A 13,413-nucleotide genomic window follows, 5' to 3' on the forward strand; every position below is an offset into this window, starting at 1 on the left:
TTACTTAGCTTCTCTAACAATGTTTTACATATCGAATTAGTAACACTATAATGTTACTTATAACGCAAAAACATGAATAAGTAACACAAATATGTCAATTATTTCAGCTGCAAAAGCTCAACAGAAACTAGCCCAAAATGCAAAAGAGAAGCGTCTGCAACTGAATCTTACGCAAGAAGGCCTAGCCAATCGCTCTGGCGTAGCAGTTCGTACCTTGCGTAAATTTGAGCAAGAAGGAGTGATATCGCTAGCATCATTCCTTAAACTTTACATGGTCCTTGGGGGTCTAGATGATATCGTTAAAGCGAGTGCGCCCAAAAAAACCGCGTTTACATCGATTGACGAAGTACTTGATACAACAAATACCAAGACACGCAAGCGAGGGACACGCACATGAGCGCAATACAAACAGTAAATGAAATAAAAGTAGGTTTAGATTTTGGCACAAAACCAATCCCGCTGGGCCGTCTTGCTTATAGAGAGCGAAAAATCTACTTTGAATATGAACGGAGTTTTATAGAACAAAACCTAGAAATATCCCCAATCAGACTTCCATTGCAGCCAGGCTTGCAGAGTTTTGAAAACACCCTATTTGAAGGCTTACCTGGCGTATTTAATGACAACTTGCCTGACGGTTGGGGCCGATTATTATTTGACCGCTACGCACGTACTCAGGGCGTCCACCCTTCTAGCCTAACGCCCTTAGATAGATTAGCACATATTGGCAAAAACGGACTTGGCGCACTTATTTATAAGCCTGATTATGGCCTAGTGGAAGGTAATGAAAACATAAATTTAGATAGTTTATCTGCACAAACACAAGAAATTCTCGAAGGGGAAAGCAGTGACGTGCTAAAAAGCCTCATCGGGCTAAATGGCTCTTCTGCTGGTGCGCGACCTAAAGCCCTAATTGCGGTAAATGAACAGTTCAATAACATCATTCATGGCGTAAACAAACTTCCAGAGAATTATGAGCCATGGATGGTAAAGTTTTCTAACACACAAGACGGCCTTGACGCTGGCGCAATAGAATATGTTTATGCTTTATTAGCAAAAGATGCAGGTATCGAAATGCCAAACGTTCACCTATTTGAGGCTGAAAAAGGGCCAGGATACTTCGCTATAAAACGCTTTGACCGTGCAGGTTCTAAACGCTATCACATGCATACTGCTTGTGGCTTGCTGCACTCCGATTTCAGGACGCCTTCTTTAGACTACGAAGACCTCTTAAACCTAACAGCCATGTTAACCCGCGATATACGCGAAGTCGAAAAGGCTTTTAGATTGGCAGTGTATAACGTGCTCACACATAACCGCGATGATCACTCTAAAAACTTTAGTTTCTTGATGGATGAAGACGGGCACTGGAAGATTTCTCCAGCCTACGATTTGACATTCTCTTTTGGGCCAGGAGGAGAGCAAAGTACTACCGTTATGGGTGAAGGCAAAAACCCTAACATTGAACACCTACTAAAGCTGGCTAAAGACACAAATATTAAAAAGCAACAGGCAGAAGACATCATTGAACAAGTTCGACTTTGCTTGGCGCAATGGCCAGCGCTGGCGAACGAATACGGTGTAAGCAAAGCCAACATTAAGCTGATCCAATCGAAACTTAAAAATTAGTAGAAAGACCTATTTTTTAAGGACGCTATCACTAAGATATTTATGAATCACTTAGCAGGAAATTGCCTTTTTTCTGGTTCAAGGCTGTGTCGTTTTCGGTTTGTGTAGATAAATCTTTTAGTGCTACGCCAGAAAGCTTTTTAGTAAAGGATTGTTTTAACAACCACATTAATTTTTCACACGCAGCATCAATGCTTAAGCCGTCGGGGCGAATATTCGAGATACAGTTGCGCCGGTCATCTTTTAAACCAAGCTTAGGGGCGAAGGTGTAGTAAATACCTAGACTATCCGGGCTGCTAAGGCCTGGTCTTTCTCCAATGATAACAATAACGGCTCGCGCGCTCAGGATGTCACCAATTTCATCACCAATGGCAACCCTTCCTTGTTCAACCAGCATAAATGACGTTGTACTCAAGCCTTCTGCTTGGATTGTCGTATTTAGACTTTCTAGTAAATCTGCACCATGGTGTTGCACTGCAATCGATGATAAGCCATCTACTAAGGCAATCGCCACATCGCATTTAGATGCATTTTTCTGCGCTAGCTCGTTAAGTGTTTGCCTGCTGTTGTCATTTAATTGTCTTCCAAAGTCTGGCCGCTGCAGGTATTCTTCGCGGGTTTGGGCTTGGGAATGCAAGGCTTGGCACATGTGCCCTTTATTGCCAATATCGCGCATAAGCTTTTTCATGTCGATAGGGGTTTTAACCGCATCTCGCGCTAGGGCATGATCCAAATTAAATTTTAGCTGTGCATGACTTGGCAAGCTTGAACCCGCGCGCCCTAAACCTATTCTCGCTTGCGTAAAACCAGAAAGTACAGACCAGGCGTCTTTACTTAGTGTTTGTTTTTTGTTTATGGATTTTTTCATATTAAGGCTACCTAAATAAGCTTTTGCAACTGCTTTGCAAAAGGCCCTAAATTACTGCTTTGGTTTAAACGTCCATTGGCATCAAAAATTTGATGTTTTACGAGCCACTTTTCAAACTCGGGTGCCGCTCTTTTGCCGAGTACCTCGCGCACATACAATGCATCATGAAAGGACGTGGTTTGATAGTTAAGCATAATGTCATCTGAACCAGGGATGCCCATAATAAAATTAACCCCAGCCACACCTAATTGCGTGAGCAACATATCCATATCATCTTGGTCAGCTTCGGCGTGATTGGTATAGCAAACATCAACGCCCATGGGCAAGCCAAGTAATTTTCCGCAAAAATGGTCTTCTAGCCCAGCGCGGCAAATTTGTTTGCCATCAAACAAGTACTCGGGGCCAATAAAACCTACCACGCTATTGACCAATAGTGGTTTGTAGCCTCTGGCCAGCGCATACGCTCTTGCCTCACAAGTTTGCTGATCAACTCCATGATGCGCATCAGCCGACAAGGCGCTGCCTTGACCCGTTTCAAAATACATTACATTGTTGCCTATCGTCCCGCGTTTTAGCGATAGCGCCGCTTCATATGCTTCATCTAATATTGCTAGCGTGACCCCAAAACTGTCGTTAGTTTTTTGGGTGCCTCCAATTGATTGAAAGACAATATCAACAGGTACACCATTGTTCATCGCATCTATTTGTGTCGTAACGTGAGTGAGCACGCAGGCTTGAGTAGGAATGTCATAGTGCTGAATAACATCATCCAACATTTTCATCAATGTCGTCACTGATTGATAGTTGTCAGTCGCAGGATTAATGCCAATAAGCGCATCACCGTTACCATATAGTAAACCGTCAACGATACTTGCGGCTATCCCAGCTTGATCATCGGTAGGATGATTAGGTTGTAAGCGCGTAGACAACTGACCTGCTAAGCCCAAGGTATTGCGAAATTTTGTCACCACTTCACACTTTTTTGCTACCAGTATAAGGTCTTGCACGCGCATGATTTTGCTTACCGCCGCGACCATTTCGGGCGTTAAGCCTTGGCTAATTGCAGCTAAACTAGTTAAATTCGCTTCATCCGATAACAACCAATTTCGAAAATCCCCTACCGTTAAATGCGACACCGCAGAAAACGCGTTGGCGCAATGCTTATCTATAATTAGCCGGCTGATGTCATCTTCTTCATAAGGAACGACAAGTTCATTTAGAAAATGTTTTAAAGGAAGCTCTGCCAAACACATTTGTGCAGCGCTGCGCTCTATCATACTTGACGCTGCTACACCGGCCAAACAATCACCCGAACGAAGTGGCGTGGCTTTTGCCATCAAGCTTTTCAAATCTTGAAAGGTAAAACGTTGATTGGCCAAATCAATGTGAAACGACATTGCTGATTCCTTTTATAGCTATTGAGCGCCTTGCAAAGTATGGCACAAGCGTTACATTCTTGCTTGTTTAACTCTTTATAGGCTTTGCTATAGGCTTGAGTGTTTGGTGAGGATTAAATGACATAAGCTTTTTGTAGAAATAGTTACTTTTGCGCTTTAAAGGCTAAGGCCTTTCCTAGCAGGAGAAAATACTCGCTCAAAGCTTGGCTTAAATTGCGTAAAGCGCTACCACTAGGATAGAGTCCAATTTGCGCCTCTTTACTTTGCATCGTACCGGCCGCTAAAAAACTATTTTTGATGCTGCTTTCTTGCACCATGCGCTCAAACGCTCGAGCGCCTACTTCTTGTGGGCGAGCGTAGTAGAATATTTTATGTTGACTGTCTACGGCGATGCTTTTACTCATTAGTTCACTGGGCGATACGCCATCATTACTCAAGAACATAGCACTGAATGCCTTTGACATAAGCGTATTTAGTGGATGATCTACAAGTGCGGTGCTTTCATTCAACCAAATTTCGGTAGCAAAGGTATGCGCTTTATCAAGCTGGTACATTTTACGACAAATATAATGATCAAAAGCATGAAACCACTCATGTGCTAAGGCTCCACCACCGGCATTTTTAGCAAGCGCCAAGGTCCGTGTCGCACTATTATAATGTGCAAATGCCCCCTTTCTCCCACCTTTACCAAAGTTAATTGCTAAACTGCCATTTAGGGAAATAACTTGATTTGGTACGGCTAAAATATCGGACAAATCACACAAGGCATCAAAGAATAGGTTAGCGGCAATTTGTTGTTCTTCTTTTGTTACCCAGCGGCCTATTTCAACCCCTCTAAAGCCGAATATCTTCACAATATCACCAAAGCTAACATCAGCGCCGCCGCGATGATTCTCACCGTTTCGGTAGTAGCCTTTGTGTAAGCGTCCTTTATTTTCTTCGGTCAATTTATCTTGAGTATATTGCTTTGCTGAAGTCATATGGCTTTTTGAATGAGATTATACTATTGTTTGGTCTGGCATATCGTTGAGGCACAAATGTTAAGTCCTATTGCCCAACTATGCTAGCTACTTCTGCGCTGCGCAGGGATTATAAAAAGTGACACCCATTTAAGCTTTCAGCGCATCATTCATATCAATGATTTGATCAAAATATTCCTCGCGTTCAACCGATTCTTCAACACCATTTGCGTGAATGAGTACCGGGCAGATCGTCAGCCCAGCGCCTACTTTTAGGCGTGCAGTTTTGCTCTTAACCTCAGAGATAATACTCTTTGATACCAAATCGCTTAGCAGTTTGCATTCGCAAACATAAACGCGATGTTTGGTTTGGATAAGAATGTCGATCTGACATCCTTCTTGTCTAGTCGTTTTAGTTTGGAAAAAACCACCTACGTAAATAGGGTTCTTTACGCCAAGTTCTTCAAGAATAAATTTAGCGTTGTGTTCAACCAAGTTCTCAAACTGTAACCCAAGGATACTTGCCAAGTTATTTGGCAATGATTCAATATTTGTTTGCGAGCGCTTTTGATTTTGTTTATTGATAGAACGAAAGAAAAACGCAGTATAGTTGTCAGCAATCTTGTATTGGTGCTTCTCAATTGATTTACCGTCTTTTATGCTCCATGCAGTCTGCTTTTTGATGAAACCAACTTCCGTCAAATCTTTCAAGGCGTTATTTAGGCGGCCCGTGTAATGCCCCGCAATTTTTTCGGCAATGTCTTTTACTGCTAGTGCCTTTGGACTCAACCCAATTTGCTCTAGAATATTGCGGTATAGTTTATTGTCGTCAGAAAACAACTCACTGAACATCTGATTGAATTCGTCGTTTAGTGGTCCAGTTTCTTTGAATGCTAAGTTCATGAGGTTGTCTTCTGCAGGAAGCGTTGGATTAATATATTCCAAATATAAAGGTACACCGCCAAAGGCACAAAGCAACTTCATCAAATCGCGATTTGGAATTTTATCAATCTTTGCACCAAAAAACTCACGAATTGTGCTCAACTCTAGCTCTTTCAGGAGAATATTGTGTTTAATACGACCTACAAAACCTTCGCTGGCAATAATGTGCTTTTGCATCCATGATGCCAGCGAACCTGCCAGTATCATTATGAAGTTCTGCTTATCGACACAATTACGTTCCCAGACCTCCCATAGAATTTGCTCCAGAGGAATGTCAGACTTCCGTGCAAGCCAGTTAACTTCATCTATAGCCAAAATAATATGTGGGTCACGGCATAGGTCCACAATAAAGTAGACTAAGTCTTGCCATGTTTGACTAGGCGGCGCATAAGGTAAATCGAATTCTCGTTTTACTTGGGCAGCGTAAGCTTTCCTTTCTGCCTCATCTGTTACCTCTGGCTTTGGGGGCGCTGATGTTAAATACCTTAGTGTAATTTTCTTGTCTCGGTTCTTTAGCTCTTTGATTAAAGTGCTTTTGCCAATTCGTCGACGGCCTTTAAGCGTAATTAGCGTTCCCTTTTTATCATTGAAAGAACTTAAAATGGTCTTTATCTCTTCTTTTCGCCCAACAAATTTGCTCATATCACGCCTCAACAATGCCGATAATGTTCGTAAATATAACACAATGTATTTTCTACGAACATAGAAATCCTAAATATTATGTTCGCAATAAATACAAGATGTAGATTTCACGAACAAATAATAGCATCGACTTATGTTCGTAAAAACGACATAATACAGAATCCACGAGCAATAGCGGCAATTAGCACCGCAGATTAGTCACTTGTGACATTTCACTGCAACCAAAACAAAGCAGCCAAAACCAATACGGACTACCATTTTTCGTTTAGCTATTGGGCTTAAATCCCTAATTGTTCATCTTTCAGGCAATCATAGGTTTAATGACTATGCCTTTTAGGGTATAGTGCGCGCGCAATTTCTGCTACAACCCTTCATGCCTGCTTTATTGTATTTGCGCATGCTATATCGTCAAAGGAAACACCAGTTTGATCACTACCGCTAACATCACTATGCAATTTGGCGCCAAGCCATTATTTGAGAACATTTCAGCCAAGTTCGGCAATGGCAACCGTTACGGCTTAATTGGTGCAAACGGCTGTGGTAAATCTACCTTGATGAAAATTTTGAGTGGGGAGCTTGCGCCTACCTCAGGCAATGTTTCGGTTACTCCTGGCGAACGCATAGGTACACTAAATCAAAACCAGTTTGCTTTTGAAGAGCACTCAGTCGTCGATGCCGTTATTATGGGTGACGCCCAGCTTTGGGAAATAAAGCAAGAACGTGATCGCATATACTCTTTGGCAGAAATGTCAGAAGAAGACGGCATGAAAGTGGCTGATTTAGAATCTGAATTTGCAGAGCTTGATGGCTATACCGCAGAAACACGTGCAATTGAGCTTTTGATAGAAGCGGGCATTGATGAATCCTACCATTTTGGCTTGATGTCAGAAGTTGCGCCTGGTCTTAAGCTGCGCGTATTGATTGCCCAAGCCTTATTTTCACAGCCTGATATTTTGCTACTCGATGAGCCTACCAACAACCTTGATATTTTTACCATCAAATGGCTTGAAGATGTACTCAATCAGCGAAAATGCACCATGATCATCGTATCGCACGACCGTCATTTCTTAAATGCGGTATGTACGCACATGGCCGATATTGACTACGGTGAGTTACGTATTTACGTAGGTAACTACGAATCGTACATGGCAGCTGCGAGCTTGGTTCAAGAGCAACTGCATAGTGAAAATGCGAAAAAATCTACTGAAATAGCTGAATTACAAAGCTTTGTGGCACGCTTTTCAGCAAACGCGTCTAAAGCCAAACAAGCGACTTCGCGCGCTAAACGACTCGATAAAATTCAACTTGAAGAAGTCGTCGCTTCTAGTCGCCAATCCCCATACATTACCTATAAACAACACAAAAAACTGCACCGCCTAGCGCTTGAGTTACACGACCTATCTCATGGTTTTGATGGTGAAACCTTATTTACAGGTAAAGATATTCTTCTTGAAGCCGGCGCAAAGCTTGCCGTAATAGGTGAAAATGGCGCGGGTAAAACTACCTTCTTGCGCTGCTTGGTGAATGAGTTAAAGGCCAATAAAGGCATTGTTAAATGGTCAGAGAATGCGTCAATTGGTTATTTAGCACAAGACGTTTCAAACGACTTTAACAAACCCATGAATTTGTTTGATTGGATGTCGCAGTGGCGCACGCCAAAACACGACGACCTAGCGGTTCGTGCTATTTTGGGCCGTTTGTTATTTACCGCTGACGATATCGAAAAAGACACACGCGTATGTTCTGGTGGTGAGAAAAACCGTTTGTTGTTTGGTAAATTAATGATGCAAGAAATAAACGTCATTATTATGGATGAACCTACCAACCACATGGATATGGAAGCGATTGAAGCCCTTAACACGGCGCTGCAAAAGTTTGACGGCACGCTTATTTTTGTAAGCCATGACCGTGAGTTTGTTTCAACTCTAGCAAGTTCTATTATTGAAATAAAAGATCAAAAACTACATTACTTCCAAGGCACTTACGACGAATACGTGAGTAATCGCGACTAGTTAAAACAAAGCAGTCTCTCTTAGATTGACTGCTTTGCTTGATGCTCAGTCAAATACCTTATTGCGCATTTCGTTGCCAGTGACCCGTTTTTCCACCTTGTTTCTCAAGCACGCGTATTGAATGAATGGTCATAGCGGGGTCTACGGCTTTACACATATCAAACAGAGTTAGCGCAGCGACCGACACGCCAGTCAAGGCTTCCATTTCTACGCCAGTATTCCCATTTAGCTTGCACATGCACAGCACCCTAATTTGCCTGTTTGGCTCATCAATCTCAAAATCAATTTGGATTTTGCTCAACATTAAGGGGTGACACAAAGGGATTAAGTTTGCACAGTTTTTACTTGCTTGAATTCCGGCGACGCGAGCGACGCTAAACACATCCCCTTTTGCAATTTGGTTTTCTTTTATTTTCTCAATCACTTGCGCCTGCATTGAGATAAAACCTTCTGCCCATGCGGTGCGCTGAGTAATTTGCTTATCCGAGACATCAACCATATTTGCTTGGCCATTTTCATCCACATGGCTAAATTTGTCGGGCGTTTCTGCTTGTTGAGTTTGCTTATTAGTTGGCTTCATTTTTGACTGCTTATTGATTACTTAAAAAGGATTAACGGTATAACCTTGCTGTTGCAATAGGGCATGAGCCGTCATCGCTGATAGTTCGATATGGCTGCCTTTGACGAGTTGTGGCTGTGTTAGTTGATATACCGCTGCAGTTTGACCACACAATATCACCTTTACATTATTCGCGAGTAAGGCCTCAATTAATGGTGCATTGGCATTGTTGGCATTATTAATTTTTTGATAAGCGTCATTATTAAGCAAATCAAAACTGGCTTTTCCATGCACTACCAAGGCAAGTTCGATATTAGCGATGGGCACACCCGACGCAACATGCATGTTGATGAAACGCGCTAAGCTATCGAATTTGCGGTTTACTTCACCCACTTCAGCGGGCGCTGCCACATCAAAGGCTACTTTAAGTACGGTGTCAGCATTTACTGTATGGCTGCTAATCGGCATATATTTACCGAAACCAACAATGGCTGTGCCGTCTTTAAAAGCTGACATTTGCGCAGCAAGTGAGAAGCTAAAAACATTGAGAATGATAAAGAGCGATATTGTCGATTTCATGTATTGGATCCATTAAAAAAATGATTAAGCATATTGCTTAAGTATACACGTATAATTTGTAGAAATTAGCTCGCTTAATGGTGCTGCATTAAAATAAACTCTCGTTTACGTGAACTTTCTTGACTAGGAAAGTCTTCTGGTATCGCTTGGGTTACCTGCCCCGTGGCTGCCCACTGAGCCCCGCGTAGAAAGGTCGTAATAAATCCAACACTTTCTACAGAGTAATCCTCATGCCCCAATATAGTATGAAAAACCCGCCCTTTCCCATATTCAATCGTCATTAATGCGGGTTCATGCTTACCCGTCCCATTTTGATCTTTTGGACAAAAAGCAGTCGCAAGTACGGTGAGATTTTTGGCTGGGCCACGCAGTTTACCATAGCACTCATCTTTGGTATGCATCCAAACTTCTGGCAAACCGTCTAAGATTGGATGCTCACTTCTTTGTGTAATTTGCAATTCGTGGATTTTGCCGTGAGTGCCAGCTTTGCCTGGCGAAGTATCTTTAATCAACTTCCCATCTTCATCATAGTAAATAAAAGGACCATCTTTTTCACTGCGACCACCCCAGCCACCAAGGCCAATCATTTCATTAAACGCAGGCCACTCACCAAAGGCATTATTTGCAGCATGAACAGTGACAAAGCCACCTCCATTTTGCATATATTCTTCAAATGCTAATTGCGTATCACGAGGCCATAAAGCTGCTTTCCATCCAAAGTTTGAAACAATAAGTTGATAGTCAGTAAAGTTTGGGGAAAAGTCAGGGTCTTGTACTGGCCTTCTGACACTGAAATTTTGTTTATCTGCAAATAAGGCATAATAATCAGGATGCTGCTCTGCTTTCCAAGTTGGCTTGGTTCGATAAACGTCAACCTCAAACAAGCCACTTTGTTCTAGGTATTGTTTCAACATTACAGTGCTTTTTGGCCAGACTTTATGGTTGTTTTGACCATCAACAATCAATACTTTTAGCTTCCTTTCGTTAAGTTCATTTGTCCCTTGAACTCCTTGATCATCAACTAACGTAGACTCAATTGCCGTGCAAGATACACATAATATTGTCAGCGCGAATAAAACATAATTTTTCATAACTTTTCCATTAGTGGAAGACGTATCACTATCTAAGAAAATACCTAACAAGATAGCTATCAATTAAACAACACAGGCTAAAGGTAGCTACCCAATAAATTTATCTCGTGTATGCGCCATGGCCGGCGAGTAGTTCCAAGTTTATTGGTGATACGAATATACTTGGCTTTATGACCTAAGGTCTCATCTATATTAACCTCTACCGCAACAGGGTTATTAATGATGGTGCGCCAATTACTTCCATCATCAGAAAATTCTATAGTGTAGTGCCTAGAATAATCCTTAGATAATAGTGAAGAATTAATCACTACTTGCGAAATTGCCGCTACCCCCGGTAATTCTATGGTAATCGCTTGGCCTGCCTCTCGCTTTGCTGCCGCACTAAAAAACGGACGTTCAATTTTATTGTCAGTTAACTTTTCGATTGTAAATACACGATGTACAGGGAAATTTGTGGTGATTTTCCATTGTTTCTTTTTGCCCAACTCTTTGTTGAACTTATTATCTAAAGCGGCTTGAGTCCACATCTTATCTGAGGCGTAGTTCATTGCTTTAATTGCCGCGACATCTTGTGGGCTTATCATACTAGCTTGATTGCCAAAGTCGTTTCTAATGTAGGTAAGTACGTTGGCGACATACTCGTCACCATTAGACGCGATAGAAGGCATCATGCCACCTACATAGCTCTGCCCATCAATTTCGCCTTCCATTCCGTGTAAGACCAAGTTGACTAATGATGCAACATTACCAACCACCCTTGGATTATTGTGCAAAGAAGGCGCAATTAAACCGTCGCCAGCAGGCGTCCCTCGCCCATCGCTACCGTGACAGGTATAACATAAGCCTTTATAAGATTTTTCACCGGCTATAGCGGCAGCCGCTAACACCTCGCCTGCTTGTGCTAGCTTGCGTCTTTTTTCAGCATGCAGGGCCAATGTTTGCATTGATTTTTCAATGGCTAACAAGCCTTTTTTATTTGGATGAGTCTGTTTTGCTGTGCTCAGTACAAGCTCATGATTTTGGCTTCCCACATAATAAGCCGACAAAACAGCCTGTTGGCTTACTTCAATATCTTTATCACTCGCTAATGTTAACCACATATCAGCAATACTTTTATCACCTGCACTAGCTAAATGTTCTGAAATGCGTATAGCGCTTACACGTACATCACTATTTGGGCTATTAAACAGACGAGTCAACAAGGCCTTGTCAACAACGCCTAAGCCTTCGAGTGTCCATAACGCGTGTATTTGCGCTAAAGGCTGGCTTTTATTCAAAGCCACTTGTTTAAGCGCAGGCACTAAGCTTTGATCAGCACTTAACACCATTAATTTTTGTGCTTCAAGACGCCACCAATGGTTTTCATGACTTAAATATTTAATCAACTGCTGCGGCGAATCAGCAAACATCTTTGGCGCTTTAATTAATGGGACATCAGGTTTTTTGACACGATATAAACGCCCTCGACCTATTATTTTGTCGAAACCATACTCGTTGATAACACCCCGCAAATAGGAGCCTTCTTTTGTCCAGTTCGATTCTTGAATGATCCCGCGGTACATGTCCAATATCATTAACGAGCCATCAGGGGCCGATGTTGTCCATACCGGCCGAAAGTTAGGATCGGTAGAAGCAATAAACTCTTTTTGTTGTGCTTGATAGGGGTGACTTAACACCGTGTAACCATCTTCACGCGTTATTTTAGCACGCCTAATTAAGTTGCCGACCGGCTCGGCAATAATGTAATCACCTTGCATGTCATCGTAAATCCCGCCCATGTAGACCGATTGCCCACCACCACCAGTAAAATGATTAAGGGTTTTGTCTTTTCGCAGACGCTTTAGACCACCTTGCACATCGGGCGTAGTGTCTAAGGGGAATACTTCTCTAAAACCGTCGGCCTGCTCGCCTTCCACCGAAATCTGGCTGTAAACACTCGGCGCTTGGAAAGTAAAAACGGGATTTTCACCGCCCGCCGTTGAATAATATAAACGCCCAAGGTGATCTTGGGTTAGTCCCCATTGACCGCCACCATACGGAATGGTTTGTGCAATAATGTTGCCATCAACAAATTTGTAACGTTTATCTGTATAGGTCACGTATAGCCAGTTGTCTAATCCATAAATTAGGCCACTGGGCTGGTGTTCTAAATTCCCGCCGCGGTCACCGCCCTCGTAAACAGTTTCTCGCAAATCAGCAACACCATCGCCGTTTGTGTCAGTTAGCAGCAACAAATCAAGAGTATTGGTTTCACGGACAATAATACGGCCATCATCAAGAGGTAAAATCATCCTAGGAATGAGCAAGTTGTCAGCAAAGATACTAAAACTCTCAAAAATACCATCACCGTCTTTATCTTCTAAGCGTTTGATTCGGCTAATTGGATTAAAGGTACCGCTACCGTCAGCATCAAGCATGTAGGTAAGCATTTCGGCAACGTAAATTCGCCCGTTACCATCAAAGGCCATGGTTGCAGGTTCTTCTATCAATGGCTCAGCGGCGACAATTTCCATGCTGTAACCGTCTTGCAAAACCATCGTTCGCAAGCTTTCTTCAGGCGAGAGGGCTTGTATTTTATCAATTGACGTCACTTTGCCTTCGCTGGCTGAAACGGAGAAACATTGTAAGGTAGTAGACAATAACAATGTGCAGAAAAGCGCCGAGGCACGGCATATATCATTGCGTCGAAGTGTTAACATAAGGTAGTATCTCATCACAAACATTTAAATGTATTTTTA

The 13,413-nt window shown here is 42.3% G+C and carries 11 protein-coding genes; 3 read left to right on the forward strand and 8 right to left on the reverse strand.

Features of this window, described 5'->3' with window-relative positions; all coding sequences use genetic code 11:
* Nucleotides 1–91: 91 nt before the first annotated feature.
* The gene (locus tag AC0L6H_RS00420; protein WP_473391883.1) at nucleotides 92–397 is read left to right on the forward strand and encodes a helix-turn-helix domain-containing protein; all 306 of its coding nucleotides are present in this window, start codon (nucleotides 92–94) and stop codon (nucleotides 395–397) included.
* Complete coding sequence (locus AC0L6H_RS00425; RefSeq protein ID WP_473391884.1) at nucleotides 394–1,626, forward strand: type II toxin-antitoxin system HipA family toxin; 1,233 nt, start codon at nucleotides 394–396, stop codon at nucleotides 1,624–1,626. The genes AC0L6H_RS00420 and AC0L6H_RS00425 overlap by 4 nt, the downstream gene beginning before the upstream one ends.
* A 40-nt stretch (nucleotides 1,627–1,666) precedes the next feature.
* Here the strand turns inward: AC0L6H_RS00425 and eutC are convergent, their stop codons facing one another.
* The 4 genes from eutC to AC0L6H_RS00445 all read right to left on the reverse strand — a co-directional run bounded on the left by eutC (nucleotide 1,667) and on the right by AC0L6H_RS00445 (nucleotide 6,434).
* Nucleotides 1,667–2,494: an ethanolamine ammonia-lyase subunit EutC gene (gene eutC, locus AC0L6H_RS00430; RefSeq protein ID WP_473391885.1), complete on the reverse strand. Its 828-nt coding sequence runs from the start codon at nucleotides 2,492–2,494 to the stop codon at nucleotides 1,667–1,669.
* An 11-nt stretch (nucleotides 2,495–2,505) separates the two neighbouring features.
* Nucleotides 2,506–3,891, reverse strand: coding sequence for an ethanolamine ammonia-lyase subunit EutB (locus AC0L6H_RS00435; RefSeq protein WP_473391886.1), 1,386 nt, complete (start codon nucleotides 3,889–3,891; stop codon nucleotides 2,506–2,508).
* Nucleotides 3,892–4,034: 143 nt separating this feature from the next.
* Nucleotides 4,035–4,871 carry a CLCA_X family protein gene (locus AC0L6H_RS00440; RefSeq protein ID WP_473391888.1) on the reverse strand — a complete coding sequence of 279 codons (837 nt, stop codon included), beginning with the start codon at nucleotides 4,869–4,871 and terminating at the stop codon, nucleotides 4,035–4,037.
* Between the two features lie 129 nt (nucleotides 4,872–5,000).
* On the reverse strand, nucleotides 5,001–6,434 hold the full coding sequence (locus AC0L6H_RS00445) for an AAA family ATPase (protein WP_473391889.1): 1,434 nt from the start codon (nucleotides 6,432–6,434) through the stop codon (nucleotides 5,001–5,003).
* Between the two features lie 425 nt (nucleotides 6,435–6,859).
* Here AC0L6H_RS00445 and AC0L6H_RS00450 point away from each other — a divergent pair, with 425 nt between their 5' ends.
* Nucleotides 6,860–8,446 carry an ABC-F family ATPase gene (locus AC0L6H_RS00450; RefSeq protein ID WP_473391891.1) on the forward strand — a complete coding sequence of 529 codons (1,587 nt, stop codon included), beginning with the start codon at nucleotides 6,860–6,862 and terminating at the stop codon, nucleotides 8,444–8,446.
* Between the two features lie 58 nt (nucleotides 8,447–8,504).
* On the opposite strand, the gene moaC is transcribed toward AC0L6H_RS00450, so the two are convergent.
* The 4 genes from moaC to AC0L6H_RS00470 form a co-directional block, all read right to left on the reverse strand.
* Nucleotides 8,505–9,026: a cyclic pyranopterin monophosphate synthase MoaC gene (gene moaC, locus AC0L6H_RS00455; protein WP_473391892.1), complete on the reverse strand. Its 522-nt coding sequence runs from the start codon at nucleotides 9,024–9,026 to the stop codon at nucleotides 8,505–8,507.
* 21 nt (nucleotides 9,027–9,047) lie between these two features.
* The gene (locus tag AC0L6H_RS00460) at nucleotides 9,048–9,584 is read right to left on the reverse strand and encodes a DsrE family protein (protein ID WP_473391893.1); all 537 of its coding nucleotides are present in this window, start codon (nucleotides 9,582–9,584) and stop codon (nucleotides 9,048–9,050) included.
* A gap of 74 nt (nucleotides 9,585–9,658) precedes the next feature.
* Entirely contained in the window at nucleotides 9,659–10,675 is a 1,017-nt protein-coding gene (locus tag AC0L6H_RS00465) for a ThuA domain-containing protein (RefSeq protein WP_473391894.1), read from the reverse strand.
* 77 nt (nucleotides 10,676–10,752) lie between these two features.
* Entirely contained in the window at nucleotides 10,753–13,374 is a 2,622-nt protein-coding gene (locus AC0L6H_RS00470) for a DUF7133 domain-containing protein (protein ID WP_473391895.1), read from the reverse strand.
* Nucleotides 13,375–13,413 lie beyond the last annotated feature (39 nt).

Source organism: Glaciecola sp. G7-5 (genome assembly GCF_055808975.1).

Bases quoted from the DNA above. Each gene is read 5' to 3' on its own strand.
- eutC (WP_473391885.1), bottom strand. From the start codon at position 2,494: ATGAAAAAATCCATAAACAAAAAACAAACACTAAGTAAAGACGCCTGG.
- AC0L6H_RS00440 (WP_473391888.1), bottom strand. From the start codon at position 4,871: ATGACTTCAGCAAAGCAATATACTCAAGATAAATTGACCGAAGAAAAT.
- moaC (WP_473391892.1), bottom strand. From the start codon at position 9,026: ATGAAGCCAACTAATAAGCAAACTCAACAAGCAGAAACGCCCGACAAA.
- AC0L6H_RS00425 (WP_473391884.1), top strand. From the start codon at position 394: ATGAGCGCAATACAAACAGTAAATGAAATAAAAGTAGGTTTAGATTTT.
- AC0L6H_RS00460 (WP_473391893.1), bottom strand. From the start codon at position 9,584: ATGAAATCGACAATATCGCTCTTTATCATTCTCAATGTTTTTAGCTTC.
- AC0L6H_RS00470 (WP_473391895.1), bottom strand. From the start codon at position 13,374: ATGTTAACACTTCGACGCAATGATATATGCCGTGCCTCGGCGCTTTTC.
- AC0L6H_RS00435 (WP_473391886.1), bottom strand. From the start codon at position 3,891: ATGTCGTTTCACATTGATTTGGCCAATCAACGTTTTACCTTTCAAGAT.
- AC0L6H_RS00420 (WP_473391883.1), top strand. From the start codon at position 92: ATGTCAATTATTTCAGCTGCAAAAGCTCAACAGAAACTAGCCCAAAAT.
- AC0L6H_RS00465 (WP_473391894.1), bottom strand. From the start codon at position 10,675: ATGAAAAATTATGTTTTATTCGCGCTGACAATATTATGTGTATCTTGC.
- AC0L6H_RS00445 (WP_473391889.1), bottom strand. From the start codon at position 6,434: ATGAGCAAATTTGTTGGGCGAAAAGAAGAGATAAAGACCATTTTAAGT.